15 protein-coding genes and 1 riboswitch are annotated in these 16,504 nt (G+C 72.4%); of the genes, 14 read left to right on the forward strand and 1 reads right to left on the reverse strand.

Annotation, left to right across the window (positions count from 1 at the left end; translation table 11 throughout):
* The first annotated feature begins 98 nt into the window (after positions 1-98).
* Positions 99-842, forward strand: coding sequence for an HNH endonuclease family protein (locus tag ACZ607_RS30990; RefSeq protein ID WP_469740224.1), 744 nt, complete (start codon positions 99-101; stop codon positions 840-842).
* A gap of 136 nt (positions 843-978) precedes the next feature.
* Positions 979-1,728 carry an N-acetyltransferase gene (locus ACZ607_RS30995; RefSeq protein ID WP_469740226.1) on the forward strand — a complete coding sequence of 250 codons (750 nt, stop codon included), beginning with the start codon at positions 979-981 and terminating at the stop codon, positions 1,726-1,728.
* Positions 1,729-1,777: 49 nt separating this feature from the next.
* Here the strand turns inward: ACZ607_RS30995 and ACZ607_RS31000 are convergent, their stop codons facing one another.
* Positions 1,778-2,605, reverse strand: a complete 828-nt coding sequence (locus tag ACZ607_RS31000; protein WP_469740229.1) for a DUF4352 domain-containing protein — start codon at positions 2,603-2,605, stop codon at positions 1,778-1,780.
* A gap of 196 nt (positions 2,606-2,801) precedes the next feature.
* On the opposite strand from ACZ607_RS31000, the gene ACZ607_RS31005 reads away from it, so the two are divergent.
* From ACZ607_RS31005 to ACZ607_RS31060, 12 genes are all read left to right on the forward strand, one after another.
* Complete coding sequence (locus tag ACZ607_RS31005; RefSeq protein WP_469740232.1) at positions 2,802-4,925, forward strand: N-6 DNA methylase; 2,124 nt, start codon at positions 2,802-2,804, stop codon at positions 4,923-4,925.
* Positions 4,926-5,023: 98 nt separating this feature from the next.
* Positions 5,024-5,692 (forward strand): hypothetical protein, encoded by a 669-nt coding sequence (locus ACZ607_RS31010; RefSeq protein WP_469740235.1) that lies wholly within the window; start codon positions 5,024-5,026, stop codon positions 5,690-5,692.
* Positions 5,689-7,245 carry a protein kinase domain-containing protein gene (locus ACZ607_RS31015; protein ID WP_469740237.1) on the forward strand — a complete coding sequence of 519 codons (1,557 nt, stop codon included), beginning with the start codon at positions 5,689-5,691 and terminating at the stop codon, positions 7,243-7,245. Before ACZ607_RS31010 ends, ACZ607_RS31015 begins: the two co-directional genes overlap by 4 nt.
* A gap of 170 nt (positions 7,246-7,415) precedes the next feature.
* Positions 7,416-8,069, forward strand: a complete 654-nt coding sequence (locus ACZ607_RS31020) for a SurA N-terminal domain-containing protein (protein ID WP_469740239.1) — start codon at positions 7,416-7,418, stop codon at positions 8,067-8,069.
* Positions 8,070-8,095: 26 nt separating this feature from the next.
* Entirely contained in the window at positions 8,096-9,091 is a 996-nt protein-coding gene (locus tag ACZ607_RS31025; RefSeq protein ID WP_469740241.1) for a nucleoside triphosphate pyrophosphohydrolase, read from the forward strand.
* Positions 9,088-10,383, forward strand: coding sequence for a cytochrome P450 family protein (locus tag ACZ607_RS31030; protein ID WP_469740243.1), 1,296 nt, complete (start codon positions 9,088-9,090; stop codon positions 10,381-10,383). The genes ACZ607_RS31025 and ACZ607_RS31030 overlap by 4 nt, the downstream gene beginning before the upstream one ends.
* Positions 10,384-10,488: 105 nt before the next feature.
* The gene (locus ACZ607_RS31035) at positions 10,489-11,448 is read left to right on the forward strand and encodes a transglycosylase family protein (protein ID WP_469740245.1); all 960 of its coding nucleotides are present in this window, start codon (positions 10,489-10,491) and stop codon (positions 11,446-11,448) included.
* A 290-nt stretch (positions 11,449-11,738) separates the two neighbouring features.
* A riboswitch (cyclic di-AMP (ydaO/yuaA leader) is annotated at positions 11,739-11,907 on the forward strand.
* Complete coding sequence (locus tag ACZ607_RS31040) at positions 11,908-12,600, forward strand: LysM peptidoglycan-binding domain-containing protein (RefSeq protein WP_124277327.1); 693 nt, start codon at positions 11,908-11,910, stop codon at positions 12,598-12,600. It abuts the riboswitch before it with no gap.
* Between the two features lie 330 nt (positions 12,601-12,930).
* The gene (gene eno, locus ACZ607_RS31045; RefSeq protein WP_469740248.1) at positions 12,931-14,217 is read left to right on the forward strand and encodes a phosphopyruvate hydratase; all 1,287 of its coding nucleotides are present in this window, start codon (positions 12,931-12,933) and stop codon (positions 14,215-14,217) included.
* 94 nt (positions 14,218-14,311) lie between these two features.
* The gene (locus tag ACZ607_RS31050) at positions 14,312-14,782 is read left to right on the forward strand and encodes an FtsB family cell division protein (RefSeq protein WP_469740250.1); all 471 of its coding nucleotides are present in this window, start codon (positions 14,312-14,314) and stop codon (positions 14,780-14,782) included.
* A gap of 88 nt (positions 14,783-14,870) precedes the next feature.
* Positions 14,871-15,410: a DUF501 domain-containing protein gene (locus tag ACZ607_RS31055; protein ID WP_469740455.1), complete on the forward strand. Its 540-nt coding sequence runs from the start codon at positions 14,871-14,873 to the stop codon at positions 15,408-15,410.
* 34 nt (positions 15,411-15,444) lie between these two features.
* Entirely contained in the window at positions 15,445-16,386 is a 942-nt protein-coding gene (locus tag ACZ607_RS31060; RefSeq protein WP_469740252.1) for a Ppx/GppA phosphatase family protein, read from the forward strand.
* Positions 16,387-16,504 lie beyond the last annotated feature (118 nt).

The following is a 16,504-nucleotide window of genomic DNA, read 5'->3' on the forward strand; positions in this document are numbered from 1 at the left end:
TCCGGCGGCGCGGGGCGGGGGCGCCGCCCGGCGCGCGGTGAGGAGGGGGCGCAAGGCGGTATGGGACGCCGTGCGTCCTGGGCCTACGCTGGACCGCCGTGACGCCTCTTCCTTCCGTACGCCGCCCGCACCGCCACCGCCTGGCCCCGCTGCTGACGCTGGCCCTGACCGGCTCGCTCGCCCTGACCGGCTGCGACGCCCTGGACGATCTGCCGGACCCCTCGGCCACCACGACCGCGCCGGCCGCCGGCGGGACCGCGCTCAAGGCGGTCGACGGGCTCACGGTGAAGGGCCGGGCGCCCAAGACCGGTTACGAGCGTGACGCCTTCGGGTCCGCCTGGGCGGACACCGACCACAACGGCTGCGGCACCCGGGACGACGTGCTCGCGCACCAGCTGTCCGGCGTCCGGCGGGACGCCGACGGCTGCAAGGTGCTCAGCGGCGTCCTCGACCCCGATCCGTACACCGGGGGCCGCATCTCCTTCGAACGCGGCCGCAGCAAGGTGGACATAGACCACCTCGTCGCCCTGTCCGACGCCTGGCAGAAGGGCGCCCAGCAGTGGAGCGACGGCAAGCGCCGGGCGTTCGCGAACGATCCGCTCAACCTGGTGGCGGCCGACTCCTCCACCAACCGCCGCAAGGGGGACGGGGACACCGCGACCTGGCTGCCGCCCAACAAGGAGTACCGCTGCACGTATGTGGCGGGCCAGGTGTCGGTGAAGGCGAAGTACGGGCTGTGGGTGACGGACGCCGAGCGGGACGCCATGCGGGAGGTGCTGTCCGGCTGCCCCGCAGAGAAGCTGCCCACCGGCGGCAGCCCGACCGAGGCGCCCTCGCGCTGAGGAGCCCCGGCGGGGCCGGTGGTTCCCCTGTCCGTGGCGGGGGTGCCCGTCTGTCCGTGACGGGGTGTTCGTCGCCGGCCCGGTGTGCGCCCGGAAACCCGTTGGCCCGGGGCCGGGCGCGGCCTACCGTGACCGCATGGACCTGAAGATCACCACGCTCGCCGAGCGGCCCGGGCTCGCCGGGGCGCTCGGGGAGATGCCCGACACCTGGCCCGCCTTCGTGCTGGAGGACCTGGTCGGCTGGGCCAACTTCCCCCGTATCGCCGCCGAGTTCCCCGAGTTCGTGCTCGTGGCCACCGACTCGGAGGGCGCCGTGGTGGCCCGGGGGTACAGCGTGCCCTTCGCCCTCGGCGCGCCGGGGCGGGGGCGGCTGCCGGAGGGCGGCTGGGACCAGGTGCTGCTGTGGGCGTTCTCCGATCTGCGGCACGGGCGCACCCCGGACACCGTCAGCGCGATCGAGATCGCCGTGACGACCGGGCGGCTGGGGCAGGGGATCTCGGGGCGCATGGTGGCCGCGATGCGGGACAACGCCCGGCGCCTGGGGTTCAGGGAACTCGTCGCCCCCGTCAGGCCGAGCGCGAAGCACGCGGAGGCCACGGTGCCGATGGAGGAGTACGCCCGCCGGGTCCGGGACGAGGACGGACTGCCGTACGACCCGTGGCTGCGGGTCCATGTGCGGGCCGGCGGGGTCATCGAGGGCGTGGCCCCGGTGTCGATGACGGTGAGCGGATCGCTGGACCGGTGGCGGGAGTGGACCGGGCTGCCGTTCGACACGGAGGGGCCGGTGGAGGTGGCGGGCGCGCTGGTGCCGGTGCACTGTTCGCCCGCCCACGGGTACGCCGTGTACGTCGAGCCGAACGTCTGGGTGCGGCACCGGACGGGCTGACGCAGGAGAGCCGGCCCGCCCCGAGGGGGCGGGCCGGCGTCCGCGTCGGTCAGAGCTTCAGTTCCCACTGGCTGGCGTCCCAGTCGAAGCCTGGGGCGACCTCGACGGTCAGGTTCGCTGCGTCGGCGGGGGCGTCGAAGGCGAACTTCGCCGTGATCTTCTTGCCCGGCAGGACGGTGCCGGTGAACCCCTCGCCGATCTGCCCGTCGAAGATCTGCTCGGCGTCCACACCGTCCTCGCCCGCGCGGGCGTCGACGCTGACGAGCGCCGCGTCGAACTTCTCCTTGCCCTTGTTCTCGATGACGACCGAGACCGTCCAGGCACTGTTGCCCTTGGTGTGACCGACCGCGAACTCGTCGGCGGTGTAGGACGCCGGGGCGCCCACGGTGATCTCCAGCCCGTCGTCGTAGACGGCCGAGTCGCCCTGTCTCAGGACGTCGTCCTTGCCCTCCGTGCCTCCGGCCGCCCCCTCGGCGGCCGCCTCCCCGTCGGCCGCGGGCTTCGCGGAGGCCGAACTCTCCTGGACCGCCTTGTTGATGTCGGTCACCACGTCGTCCACGGCCTTGAACGTCAGGACCGCTCCGACGACCGACAGGACCAGCGCGACGAGCCCGAGGACCGCGCCGAACGTCGTCACCCCCTTGTTCGTGGCTTCTCCGCGCTTGGCGCGGCCCCGCCCCGCCAGGCCGAGGATCAGCGCGATCAGGCCGAGGATCCCCGCGAGCCAGAAGAAGAACGGGATCAGCCCCGAGACCGTCCCGATGACGCCGAGCACGAGGGCGGCGACACCGAGGCCGTTACGGGCGGGCCGCGTGCCCGGCGTCTGCGCGGGGGCGTACGGCTGCTGGGGCTGTTGCGGCTGCGTGTACTGGGACATGGCTGTGCCCTTCCGAGGAACAACGGGGACTGTGAGCGGAACACTGCGCCGCATCGCTGTGCGGCGGGTCAATAAGACCATTCTCTGTGAACCGAGTCAACAGCACTAAGCGTGTGAACCGGTGGCTCAGCGGTGTCGGTATGCTCACCCCCACACAGCAGGCGACGCCGACGCGCGCGGAACGGGAGACAGGCCAGTGCCGGATAACTCGACCGAGGTGACCGCGGCGGGAATCGCCAGGCTCGCGGGCGTGGGCCGCGCCGCCGTCAGCAACTGGCGCCGCAGGCACGCCGACTTCCCCAAGCCGGTCGGAGGCACCGAGGCCAGCCCCTCCTTCGCGCTCCCCGAGGTCGAGGAGTGGCTCCGCGACCAGGGCAAACTCGCCGAAGTGCCGCTGCGGGAGCGGGTCTGGCAGCAGGTGGCCGGCCACCCCGACGGCGCGGTGACCGCACTCGTCCACGTCGGATGCGCCCTGCTGGTCGTCAGGGACCGGCCCACCGCCTGGCTGGAGATCACCGCCGTCTCGGACGCCCGGATGGCGGGCGTGCTGCCGAGCGCCCTGGACCACGTGCTCACCGCGCGCTTCGGGGTGAGCCGGGCCGTCCCCACACCCACGGAGGCCGCCCTCCTGCCGTCCGTCCCGCTGCTCCGCGCCGCGGCCGAACTGGCGGCGGAGGCCGGTGCGCGGAAGGCCTTCGACTTCCTCTTCGGCCGCCAGCTGGACGCCAATCCGCGCCAGTACACCCTCACGCCCCCCGGCCTCGCCGAGCTGATGGCCGACCTCGCGGAACCGGCGAGGGAGCCCACCCGGCAGAACGGCGGCAAGACATCCCGCACGGTCCTGGACCCCGCCGCCGGAACAGGCGCCCTGCTCTGCGCCGTCGGCCGTCCCACGGCGGTGTACGCACAGGAGGCCGACCCCGACCTCGCGGCGCTCACCTCACTGCGGCTCGCCCTGCACTCCGAGCGCGGCGGAGCCGACGGCCCCGCCCTCGCCGTACGGACCGGTGACACCCTGCGCGCCGACGCGTTCCCCGGGCTGGCCGTGGACGCGGTGCTCTGCCACCCGCCGTTCAACGAGCGCAACTGGGGCCACGACGACCTGGCCTACGACCCGCGCTGGGAGTACGGCTTCCCCGCCCGCACCGAGTCCGAGCTCGCCTGGGTCCAGCACGCCCTCGCCCGTCTCCGCGAGGGCGGCACCGCCGTGGTGCTGATGCCCCCGGCCGCCGCCTCCCGCCGCTCGGGCCGCCGGATCCGCGCCGATCTGCTCCGCCGGGGCGCCCTCCGCGCCGTCATCGCGCTCCCGGCGGGCGCCGCGCCGCCGTACGGCATCCCGCTGCACATCTGGGTCCTCCGCAAGCCGGGCGCCGAGCAGCACCCGGTGCCCGAACTGCTCGTCGTCGACGCGGCGGAACCCGAGGCCGCCGGCGCCCCGTCAGGCCGTGACCGGCTGGACTGGGCCGCGGTGCGGAGCGCCGTGCTCGACGCCTGGGCGCCCTTCGACGTGCCGGGGCGCCGCGAGCCCGTGGAGGAGCGCCCCGGGACCAGCCGGTCCGTCCCCGTCATCGAACTCCTCGACGACGACGTGGACCTGGCCCCCGCCCGCCACCTGCCGCCGCTGGCCTCCGGCGCCACCGCCGCCGAGCTCGTACGCGTACGGGCCCGGCTGGAGGAGACCCTGAGGCTGACCGCCCGGCGCACGCCGGCCCCCGCCGCCCCCTGCGACCAGGCCAGGCGGCCCTTCACCACGGTCGGTGAACTGGCCCGCACGGGCGCCCTGCGCCTGCGGACCGGCACCGGGTCGGGCGGCGGCACCGTGCCGGTCCTCACCGAGCACGACGTCCTCTCCGGGACGGGCCCCAGCGGTACGCCCTCCACGACTCCGGCCGCCGCGCCCCCGGCCGCCCCGGAAGGCGAACCGGTCCTGCTGGAACCGGGCGACGTCATCGTGCCCGTGGTCGGCGGCGCCTCCGTCGTCAGGGTCGTCGACGAGGCCACCGCCGGATCCGCGCTCGGCCGCAACCTCCAGCTCCTGCGCCCCGATCCGGCCGCCCTCGACGCCTGGTTCCTCGCCGGGTTCCTGCGCGGCACCGCCAACAACCGGCAGGCGAGCAGCTACGCCTCCACCGCGACACGGCTCGACGCCCGCCGCCTCCGGGTGCCACGTCTGCCGCTGGCCGAACAGCGCACGTATGGTGAGCAGTTCAGCGCCCTCGCCGCCTTCGAGGACGCGCTGCGCACCGCCGGGCGGCTGGGCGGGCAACTGGTGCAGGGGATGTACGACGGGCTCACGGACGGCTCGCTCGCTCCGGAGTGACGTGAAGCACAACGGTTGTGCACAACCCGGGACCGGTTGTCCGTATCGGTGTATACGCTCACTGCACACGTCCCATCCCACCCCTCCGGGAGCAGCACATGCACGGCTACGGCTATCCGCCGGAGCAACAGCCGAAGCGCCGCCCGTCCTCGTCCACGCTGGTCACCCTGCGCGTGGTCTTCGTGGCGCTCGCCCTGCTGAGTTGCACGTTCCTCGCCTGGGCGCCGATGCTCCGGCTGGCGATCGTCACCCGTAAGCAACGCGACTGGTGGCTGTTCGGCCTCGTGCTGGCGCTGAACGTCGGACTGGTCGTGTACCTCGGGTCGTTGCCGGTGGAGGACGACGTGATCACGGACGGACAGGCGGTCGTCATGCTGTCCTGGATGCTGGTGGTCTTCGTCGGAGCCGTCACCTACTACCTGTACACGGACATACGGCACTTCGGGGTGCGGTACACCCTGCCCGCCGGTCCGCAGGCCGGCCCGTACGCCAACCCCTACAGCGCCGGGCAGCCCGGTATGTCCTCGTTCCCCTCCGCGGGCCTCGCCTCACGGCAGACCGCGCCCGCCCCGCCGGCCGCCGGCGGCTACCCGCCCGCCCCGCGCCGGAGCCCCACCCCCGCGCAATCCACCCCCGCGCAGTCCACCCCCGCACCCACCACGCCGTCCTCCGCGCCCAGGTCAGCCGCCCCCCAGCGCATCGACCAGGTGCGCGCCGAGCTCGACGAGCTGAGCGACTACCTCCGCAAGGAGGGTGACAGTAGGTGAACGGGCGTGTCATCGCCGGGCGTTACCAGCTGGCGACGATTCTCGGCCAGGGCGGCATGGGGCAGGTCTGGACGGCGTACGACCAACGTCTCGACCGCAGGGTCGCGGTGAAGCTCCTGCACCCCGAGCGGGTCACGGGCCCCTCCGGGAGCGGAGCCGCCGACGAGCTGCGCCGCCGGTTCGTGCGCGAGTGCCGCGTCACCGCCCAGGTCGACCACCCCGGCCTGGTCACCGTCCACGACGCGGGGAGCGACGGCGACGACCTCTTCCTCGTCATGCAGTACGTCGAGGGCGCCGACCTCGCCGACCACCTGGCCGAGCACGACCCCTACCCGTGGCCCTGGGCCGTGGCGATCGCCGCCCAGCTGTGCGCGGTGCTCTCCGCCGTGCACGCCGTGCCGATCGTCCACCGCGACCTGAAGCCACGTAACGCCATGGTGAAGCCCGACGGCACCCTCACGGTGCTCGACCTCGGCATCGCCTCCGTGATGGACACCGACACCACGCGTCTCACGCACACGGGCTCGGTGATCGGCTCCCCGGCCTACATGGCCCCCGAGCAGGCGATGGGCGGTGCCGTCGGCCCGTACACCGACCTGTACGCCCTCGGTGTGCTCCTGCACGAACTCCTCTGCGGCGACGTGCCGTTCAGCGGCTCCACCGCCCTCGGCGTCCTGCACCGCCACCTCTACGAGCCGCCGCTGCCCGTCCGGCACCTCAGGCCCGAGGTCCCCGAGGCCCTCGAAGCGCTCGTCCTGCGGCTGCTCGCCAAGGACCCCCAGGACCGCCCCGCCTCCGCCCAGGAGGTCTACGAGTCCCTGCGCCCCCTGCTGCCCGCCGGCGGCACCCCGGCAGGTCCCCTCGACCCGACCCGCCCCTTCCTGCGCCCGCACGCCCCCTGGCCCGACCGGGCGGCCGTACCGGCGTCCGCGCCCGTACCCGCCCAGCAGGCGCCCCCCGCCCCCCAGGCGCCGCCCGCCCGTCCGAACGTGGCACAGGCCGTCGACGACGTGAAGCGGCTGCTGGGGGAGGGCCGCATCACCCAGGCCGTCGACATCCTCGGGGGCATCCTCCCGGCCGCGGCCCAGGAGCACGGCGAGCACTCCCCGGTCGTCCGGATCCTGCGTAAGCAGTACGCGGCCACGCTGATGGACGACGGCCAGTACCGCCGCGCCCTCCCGGAGCTCCGCCGCCTCGCCGACGATCGCGCGGCGGAAGCGGGACCGGCCGACTCCCAGGCCCTGCAGTTCCGTTACGACGCCGCGCAGTGCCTGGAGCAGCTCGGAGAGGCGGCCGCCTCGCTCGCCGAGTACCGCGCCGTCCTGCCGTACTACGAGAACGGCTACGCGACGCCCTCCGGCCCGGGCCGGGCCTTCGACATCCGCCACCGCATCGGGCACCTCCTGCTCGGGGTCGGCGACCACGCGGCGGGCCGCGCCCAGTTGCAGGCCCTGCTGTACGACACGGAGCGCGCCTACGGGCCGCACCATCCGCTCCCCACGGAGCTCCGCCGGCAACTGACCCACCACCAGGACGTACGCGGCTCGGTCTGAGGCCGGGGACGGCCGGAAGGGACGAACCGGAAGGGATTTCGTCCATGACCCCGCACCGACCGGTCCGGAAATCGTTGGTCGAAGCAGTGGCCCGAATCACGTCCACTGCCTAACATCGATCACCGCAAGGCTTTGTGCACTGATGCACAAACTCTCCCCGGGAGGCTCCTTTGCACCGCCGTCGTCGCACCGCGCTCGCCCTGTCCGCCGCCACGCTCCTCGCGGCGCCGCTCCTGACCGCCTGCGGGAGCGAGGCCCATCCCGGTGCCGCGGCCGTGGTCGGCGGCGACCGGATCGACGTGGCCACGGTCCAGGCGCAGGCGGCCGACGTGCGCACCGCGCAGCAGGAGTCCGACCGTTCCCAGGAGCTGGTGACGAAGTCGGGCCAGCTGACCCGGGTCAAGCTGTCCGGGCTGATCTTCGGGCGGGTCCTGGACCGCGCCGCGGAGGACGCCGGGGTGAGCGTCAGCCGCAAGGAGATCCAGCAGATCCGCAGCGACGCCGCCGAGCAGTCCGGCGGGGACGAGGCGGTGCGGGCGGGCATGCTGGAGCAGCGCTGGGTGGCACCCGGCCAGATCGAGGCGAGCCTGCGCCAGGAGGTCCAGCTCCAGAAGCTGGCCCAGGCGATCGGCGCCGACCTGCAGAGCCCCGCCGGGGTGCAGGCCGTCGGACAGAGCCTGACCGAGGCGTCGAAGGCGCTCCACATCGACGTCAACCCGCGCTACGGCAGCTGGGACGACCAGAAGGTCCAGCTCAGCACGTACAAGGCCCCGTGGATCACCCAGGTCACCCCGGTCGAGGGGCAGGAGCAGGCGGGCGCCTGACGCGTGCCCGGAGGTAGGTTCGGGGGGTGAACGCTGAAGACCCCGGCCGTATCGTCCTGCTCACCGCCAGCCACCGGGTCGCCCCCGGTCTGCTGTCCTGGCCCGCCTGGCAGACGCTGCGCGCCGCCGACCGGGTGCTGTGCGCCGGGCCCGGCCACCCGCAGCTGCCGTATCTGCGGGAGGCCGGTGTGGCCGTGGAGCACGGCGCGCCGTCGGCCGAGGAGCTGGTGGACGACTGCGCGGGCGGCCGGACCGTGGTGGTGCTGGTGGGCGGCGAGGGTGACCAGCGGCTCACCGACGGCCTGGCCCGGCTCGGCGGTTCGGGCCGGGTGCGGATGCCCGACCTGGAGCTGCTGCCCGGTTCGTACGACCTGCCGGGCGCCCGGCTGCTCGACCTGGTGCAGGTCATGGACCGGATCAGGCTCGAATGCCCCTGGACCTCGCAGAAGACGCACAAGGGCCTCGCGAAGTACGCCATCGAGGAGGCGTACGAACTGGTCGAGGCCATCGAGGACGGTGACCGCGAGGAGCTGCGCGAGGAGCTCGGCGACGTCCTGCTCCAGGTCGTCTTCCACGCCCGGATCGCGCAGGAGGACCAGGACGAGCCGTTCGGCATCGACGACGTGGCGGGCACGATCGTCGAGAAGCTGATCCACCGTCATCCGCATGTGTTCGGCGACGCGACCGCCGAGACCCCGGAGGACGTCCACGCCCACTGGCTCCGTACGAAGGCGATCGAGAAGCAGCGCGAGTCGGTCACCGACGGGGTGCCGCTCGGCCAGCCGGGGCTCGCGCTGGCCGCCAAGCTCGGCAGCAGGGCCCGGGCCGCGGGCCTCGACGCCGCGCTCCCCGAGGGCGACGGGATCGGCTACCGGCTGCTCGCCCTCGCGGTGGAGGCCGAACAGGACGGCACCGACCCGGAGGCCGCCCTGCGGGCCGCCGCCCGCGCCTACCGGGACGCGATCCGGACGGCGGAGGGGCTCGGCGGCCCCGGAGCCGCTCCGGATAGCGTCGAGGAGTGAACGACAGCCCCGGGGCGGACCCCGCGCCCGACGCAGCACCCGAACTCTTCACCTGGGAGTTCGCCACCGACCCGTACCCCGCCTACGCCTGGCTCCGCGAGCACAGCCCCGTGCACCGCACGAAGCTGCCCAGCGGGGTCGAGGCCTGGCTGGTGACCCGGTACGGCGACGCCCGGCAGGCCCTCGCCGACACCCGGCTCTCCAAGAACCCGGCCCACCACGCGGGCTCCGCGAACGCCAAGGGCAAGACGGGCATCCCGGGCGAGCGCAAGGCCGAGCTGATGACGCATCTGCTGAACATCGACCCCCCGGACCACACCCGGCTGCGCCGGCTCGTGTCCAAGGCGTTCACCCCGCGCCGGGTCGCGGAGTTCGCGCCGCGCGTGCAGGAGCTGACGGACCGCCTCATCGACGGCTTCGCCGAGGAGGGGAAGGCGGACCTGATCCACGACTTCGCGTTCCCCCTGCCCATCTACGCGATCTGCGACCTGCTGGGGGTGCCCCGGGAGGACCAGGACGACTTCCGCGACTGGGCGGGCATGATGATCCGGCACGGCGGCGGGCCACGCGGCGGGGTGGCCCGGTCGGTCAAGAAGATGCGCGGCTATCTCGCCGAACTCATCCACCGTAAGAGGGAGAATCCCGGCGACGACCTGATCTCCGGGCTCATCCGGGCGAGCGACCACGGCGAGCACCTCAGCGAGAACGAGGCCGCGGCCATGGCCTTCATCCTCCTCTTCGCCGGTTTCGAGACGACGGTGAACCTCATCGGCAACGGCACCTACGCCCTGCTGCGCAACCCGTCCCAGCGCGAGCGCCTGGAGCGCTCGTTGGCCGCCGGGGAGACGGACCTGCTCGCCACGGGCATCGAGGAGCTGCTGCGCTACGACGGCCCGGTGGAGCTCGCGACCTGGCGCTACGCCACCGAGCCCGTGACCCTGGGAGGGCAGGACATCGCGGCCGGCGACCCCGTCCTCGTGGTGCTGGCCGCCGCCGACCGGGACCCGGAGCGATTCCAGGATGCGGACACCCTGGATCTCGCACGCAGTGACAATCAGCATCTCGGATACGGGCACGGCATCCACTACTGCCTGGGGGCTCCGCTGGCCCGGCTGGAGGGCCAGGTGGCGCTGGCGACCCTGCTGAGACGCCTCCCCGACCTGCGGCTCGCTGCGGATCCTGCCGATTTGCGCTGGCGCGGCGGACTCATCATGCGTGGACTGCGCACGCTTCCCGTGGAGTTCGGTCCCGGGGAGCCCGCCGAAAAAGGTGACAGCCTGTCAACTCTGTGACTTTCACGTGATCTCTGCTGCATCGACTTGTGACACACGTTCGAGTAGGGCTAGGTTCACCGTTCGACTCACCCGTCACAAGTCAGTCACACGGAAGGCAACCCCATGGGCTCCGCGACCGGCAGACACCGCCGCCCTCGCCAGGCACCCGCCATCGTCGTCGCCGCAGGCGTCACCGGATCGGCCATCGCCATCCCGCTGCTCGGCGCCGGCGGCGCGCAGGCCGCCGACGCGTCCACCTGGGACAGGGTCGCCGAATGCGAGAGCGGCGGCATGTGGAGTGCCGACCTCGGCAACGGCTACTACGGCGGTCTGCAGTTCTCGCAGGACACGTGGTCGGCGTACGGCGGCACGGCCTACGCCCCCCGGGCCGACCTGGCCAGCCGCTCGCAGCAGATCGCGGTCGCGGAGAAGGTCCTGGACGACAAGGGACCGCAGGCATGGCCGAGCTGCGCGGTGATCTCCGGGCTCGCCCTGGACGGCACGCTGCCGGGCGTCGACCCGGGCGGCGAGCCGTCCGCGGAGCCCTCCGACACCGCGACCCCGTCCGAGACCCCTTCCGCCGAGCCCTCGGACACCGCGACGCCGTCCGACACGCCCTCGTCCGGATCGAAGGCTCCGTCCGACGAGGCCGACGACACGGCCGGCCAGGACGACGACACGGACGCGTCGCCGTCCGCCACCCCGACCCCCGAGCCCTCCGGGACGTCCGGCGCCTCCCGGGGCGACGGCGGGACGGGCGGCAAGCACCGGGGCACGCCCGCCCCCGAGACGAGCGCGGGAGCGGACCTGGACGAGGGGCGCGAGTCCGGCCGCCACGCCTCGCGCGGTGAGTCCGAGGCACGTCAGGGCGCGGAGGGCACGTACACCGTCCGCGAAGGCGACAACCTCTGGTCGATCGCCGACGCGCAGGACCTCGACGGCGGCTGGCCGGCGCTCTACGAGGCCAACAAGGACGAGCTGGGCTCCGACCCCGACCTGATCCTTCCCGGCCAGAGCCTGGACCTCCTGGGCCTCGGGTCCGACGCGCAGGGCGACTCGGCGGAGACCGCCGCCGCCAACTGATCAAAAGCGGGAAAACGCCCCGAAAACAGGGGTAGTTCAGAGGCCTATGTCCACTTATGCGTAAGTGAGACATGGGTCTCTTTGCTTCAACTCCTGCGGTCGGTCCGTCCGATCCGTCCATATTGGCTCCGACCTGCGAAAACGAACCTTCACGTCGAACCGGTACGGGCTGATTGGCCGTTATGTCCATCTTTGAATGTGGGGGTTGCGTGTGTTTACGGTCGGAGCCGCTCGCACCGCGGGCACCTTCGACCGTCACGCCGAATCCTGCCGTCGGCCGAAGGGGACCGACGCGTAAAGCGCCGTAGGCAGGAGCGGGGGACCCAGGTAAGTGCCGGACCCGGCCGTCGGAAGACGGGCCGTGTACGGCTTGGGGTGAAGTCGTCCGCGAGTAGGGCGACCGGGCCACTCACAGCCCGAACCCGACAGCTCACCTCGTAGGCGTCGGTGAGGAGAACCATGCTGCTTTCCAGCAAGGGCAAGCACCGTCGCCCGTCCAAGGCCGTCCGCATCGCGACCCTGGCCGGTGTCACCGGTGCCGCCGTCGCCGTGCCGCTGATGGGCGCGACCGGCGCTTCCGCCGCCTCCGTCGACACCTGGGACGCTGTCGCCCAGTGCGAGTCCGGTGGCAACTGGTCCATCAACACCGGCAACGGCTACTACGGCGGTCTGCAGTTCTCGCAGTCCAGCTGGGCCGCCGCCGGCGGCACGCAGTACGCCGCCCGCGCCGACCTGGCCTCCAAGGACCAGCAGATAGCCGCCGCCGAGAAGCTCCTCGACCTTCAGGGCCCGGGTGCCTGGTCCTGCGCCGGGGCCGGCGGGCTGACGAACGACGGTGTGGACCCGGGCGTCGACACCGGCGCGTCGAAGAACGGCGACACCGACCCGCAGGCCGCTCCGGAGCGCAAGGCCGAGCAGCCCACCACGCGCAGCGAGAAGCGCACGGCCCCCGAGAAGACCGTCACCACCCCGACCGGCGAGAAGGTCGAGAAGGGCGACGGCGAGTACAAGGTCAAGGCCGGCGACACCCTCAGCAAGATCGCCGAGGCGAAGAAGGTCAAGGGCGGCTGGGAGAAGCTGTTCAAGCTGAACGACGACATCGTCGACGAGGCCGACCTGATCTTCCCGGGCCAGCAGCTCCACCTGAAGTAGTCGGAAACACCCCCGGGGCGCTCCTCCTGCCCCGGAGGCCGGGCCCGGCGCGCAGACCCCCCGCGCGCCGGGCCGGGCCGTGTCCGGACCCTCCCGGGGACGCCCCGGCCGGGGGCCGTTCGCGGGCTCGCCGTGAAGGTGAGTGTTCAACAGTTGTGGTTACTCGCCAGTAGATTTCTGGAGCTTTGCCCGGAATGCAGGTCCTTGGGTCCTTTTTCGTCCCAGGGGACGGGCGGACGGCCGACGGAGCGTGCCGAGCCGGTTAGGCTCGTGGCGCAAGGCCACAGTGACCCTGCACAACCAGTGTCAGATCCCAGAAGGAGATGCCTCGTGCCGTCCATCGACGTCGTCGTAGCCAGGGAAATCCTCGACTCCCGGGGCAACCCCACGGTCGAGGTCGAGGTTGGCCTCGACGACGGCAGCACGGGACGTGCTGCTGTTCCGTCCGGCGCCTCCACCGGTGCGTTCGAGGCCATCGAGCTTCGCGACGGGGACCCCAACCGTTACCAGGGCAAGGGCGTCGAGAAGGCCGTCCTCGCCGTGATCGAGCAGATCGGCCCGGAGCTCGTCGGCTACGACGCCACCGAGCAGCGCCTCATCGACCAGGCGATGTTCGACCTGGACGCCACCGAGAACAAGGGCTCCCTCGGTGCCAACGCCATCCTCGGTGTCTCGCTGGCCGTGGCGCACGCCGCGTCCGAGGCGTCCGACCTCCCGCTCTTCCGCTACCTCGGCGGCCCGAACGCGCACCTGCTGCCCGTTCCGATGATGAACATCCTGAACGGCGGCTCGCACGCCGACTCCAACGTGGACATCCAGGAGTTCATGATCGCGCCGATCGGCGCCGAGTCCTTCTCCGAGGCCCTTCGCTGGGGCGCGGAGATCTACCACACGCTGAAGAAGGTCCTGAAGACCAAGGGCCTGTCCACCGGTCTCGGTGACGAGGGCGGCTTCGCCCCCAACCTCGAGTCCAACCGCGCCGCCCTCGACCTCATCCTCGAGGCCGTCAAGGAGGCCGGTTACGTCCCGGGCCGCGACATCGCGCTCGCGCTCGACGTCGCCGCGTCCGAGTTCTACAAGGACGGCGTCTACGAGTTCGAGGGCAAGTCCCGCTCGGCCGCCGAGATGACCGAGTACTACGAGGAGCTCGTCTCCGCGTACCCGCTGGTCTCCATCGAGGACCCGCTGTACGAGGACGACTGGGCCGGCTGGAAGGTCATCACCGACAAGCTCGGCTCCAAGGTGCAGATCGTCGGTGACGACCTGTTCGTCACCAACCCCGAGCGCCTCACCCGTGGCATCGAGGAGGGCTCGGCCAACGCCCTGCTCGTCAAGGTCAACCAGATCGGTTCGCTGACCGAGACCCTCGACGCCGTGGAGCTGGCCCAGCGCAACGGCTTCAAGTGCATGATGTCCCACCGCTCCGGTGAGACCGAGGACGTCACCATCGCCGACCTCGCCGTCGCGGTGAACTGCGGCCAGATCAAGACCGGCGCCCCGGCCCGCTCGGACCGCGTCGCCAAGTACAACCAGCTGCTGCGCATCGAGGAGATCCTCGACGACGCCGCGGTGTACGCCGGCCGTTCGGCGTTCCCGCGGTTCCGCTTCGAGGGCTGACAGCCCGAGTCCGGAGCACCAGCCTCCGTCCGTCCCCGCATCCGGTCCCGTACCGTGTGCGGGGACGGACGTGCGTAACGGGGAGGCGTGAGACATGGCCGGGAAGGACCGCGACCGGTTCTCCACCGCGACCAGGCTGCGGCTGCTCGGTGAGCAGACGGCGGCCCGCGTCTACCGGTCCCAGAACCGCCGCCAGGCCCGCCGTTCACGGCTCACCGGCCGGGCCGCGTTCCTGGCGCTGATCGTCTGCTCCCTGGTGGTCGCGCTCGCGTACCCCATGCGGCAGTACATCTCCCAGCGCGACCAGATCGCCGATCAGGAGAGGCTCTCCCGGGAGGCCCACCAGCGGACCGAGGAGCTGCGCGACGAGAAGGCGCGGCTCAAGGACGACGCGTACGTCCGCCGTCTCGCGCGCCAGCACCTCCACTACGTGCTGCCCGGCGAGACCGGTTATACGGTGGTCGACCCGGACGCGGCCGAGGAGCGCAAGGGAGAGCCCGGGGCGACCGGGCGGCCCTGGCACTCGAACCTCTGGGACGGTGTCGACAGCGCGGACCGCGAATGACCCCGTTCCCGCGCCGGACCCGGTATCCGTACCGGGTCCGCTTCCCGTACCGATTCATACAGTCCGACCGATGACATTCAAGGCAGGCATGGACACGCCCCCTCCGCAGACCGAATCCACCACGCCCACCGCTGCGGACATCGCCGCGTTCGAGCTCCAGCTCGGCCGGCCGCCGCGTGGGCTGCGCGCCATCGCGCACCGCTGCCCCTGCGGCAATCCGGACGTGGTCGAGACCCAGCCCCGCCTGGAGGACGGCACGCCGTTCCCGACGACGTACTACCTGACGTGCCCGCGTGCCGCGTCCGCGATCGGCACGCTGGAGGCCAACGGGGTCATGAAGGAGATGACCGAGCGGCTCACGACGGACCCGGAGCTGGCCGCCGCCTACCGGGCCGCGCACGAGGACTACATCGCGCGCCGTGACGCCATCGAGGTCCTGGAGGGATTCCCCAGCGCGGGCGGCATGCCGGACCGCGTGAAGTGCCTGCACGTCCTGGTCGGCCACTCGCTGGCGGCGGGCCCCGGGGTGAACCCGCTGGGCGACGAGGCCATCGCGATGCTGCCGGAGTGGTGGGCGAAGGGACCGTGCGTCACGCCGTGCGGACCGGACGCCGGCACCGACGCGTGACCCCGCCCGGTACACGTACGACCACAGGAGCCCCATGACCCGCGTTGCCGCCATCGACTGCGGTACCAACTCCATCCGTCTGCTCGTCGCCGACGTGGACCCCGCCACCGGCGGGTTCACCGAGCTCGACCGGCGGATGGAGATCGTCCGGCTCGGCCAGGGCGTCGACCGTACGGGCCGGCTGGCCCCCGAGGCGATCGGGCGCACCCTCGACGCCTGCCGTGCCTACGCGGCCTCGATCGAGGATCTCGGCGCCGAGCGGATCCGTTTCGTCGCCACGTCCGCCTCCCGTGACGCGGAGAACAGCGACACGTTCGTCCGGGGCGTCCTGGACATCCTGGGCGTCGAGCCCGAGGTCGTCACCGGGGACCAGGAGGCGCAGCTCTCCTTCGACGGCGCCACCAAGGAACTGGTGGGCGCCGACCACCTGGAGAAGCCGTACCTCGTCGTGGACATCGGCGGCGGTTCCACGGAGTTCGTCGTCGGTGACGACCGGGTGCGCGCCGCCCGGTCCGTGGACATCGGCTGCGTGCGCCTGACCGAGCGTCATCTCGTCGTGGACGGGGCCGTGGTGGACCCGCCGACGCCCGAGGCGATCGCCGCGATCCGCGCGGACATCGGGGCCGCCCTGGACCTCGCCGAGGAGAGCGTGCCGATCGCCTCGGCGGCGACGCTGGTCGGCCTGGCCGGGACGGTCACCACCATCGCGGCGATGGCGCTCGGACTGGAGGAGTACGACTCCGAGGCGATCCACCACTCCCGGGTCTCCGTCGAGCGGGTACGGGAGATCACCGAGCGGCTGCTCTCCTCGACGCACGAGGAGCGCGCGGCGATCCCCGCGATGCACCCGGGCAGGGTCGACGTGATCCCCTCGGGGGCGCTCGTCCTGCTCGCGCTTATGGAGCGGACCGGTGCCCGTGAGGTCGTCGTCAGCGAGCACGACATCCTGGACGGGATCGCCTGGTCCGCCGCCTGATCACAGGGCCGGGCCGGGCGCGGTGAGACGCCGCTCATACGCATTCCGGCCTGCACCTTTGAGCTTGTGGAGCCCTCTCCGGACGTGTCCGGGGAGGGCTTTCGCGAGGCGCCCCGAC

This window comes from Streptomyces sp. NPDC104381 (genome assembly GCF_055583745.1).

Bases quoted from the DNA above. Each gene is read 5' to 3' on its own strand.
- ACZ607_RS30995 (WP_469740226.1), top strand. From the start codon at position 979: ATGGACCTGAAGATCACCACGCTCGCCGAGCGGCCCGGGCTCGCCGGG.
- ACZ607_RS31000 (WP_469740229.1), bottom strand. From the start codon at position 2,605: ATGTCCCAGTACACGCAGCCGCAACAGCCCCAGCAGCCGTACGCCCCC.
- ACZ607_RS31010 (WP_469740235.1), top strand. From the start codon at position 5,024: ATGCACGGCTACGGCTATCCGCCGGAGCAACAGCCGAAGCGCCGCCCG.
- ACZ607_RS31035 (WP_469740245.1), top strand. From the start codon at position 10,489: ATGGGCTCCGCGACCGGCAGACACCGCCGCCCTCGCCAGGCACCCGCC.
- ACZ607_RS31040 (WP_124277327.1), top strand. From the start codon at position 11,908: ATGCTGCTTTCCAGCAAGGGCAAGCACCGTCGCCCGTCCAAGGCCGTC.
- ACZ607_RS31050 (WP_469740250.1), top strand. From the start codon at position 14,312: ATGGCCGGGAAGGACCGCGACCGGTTCTCCACCGCGACCAGGCTGCGG.
- ACZ607_RS31055 (WP_469740455.1), top strand. From the start codon at position 14,871: ATGGACACGCCCCCTCCGCAGACCGAATCCACCACGCCCACCGCTGCG.
- ACZ607_RS31060 (WP_469740252.1), top strand. From the start codon at position 15,445: ATGACCCGCGTTGCCGCCATCGACTGCGGTACCAACTCCATCCGTCTG.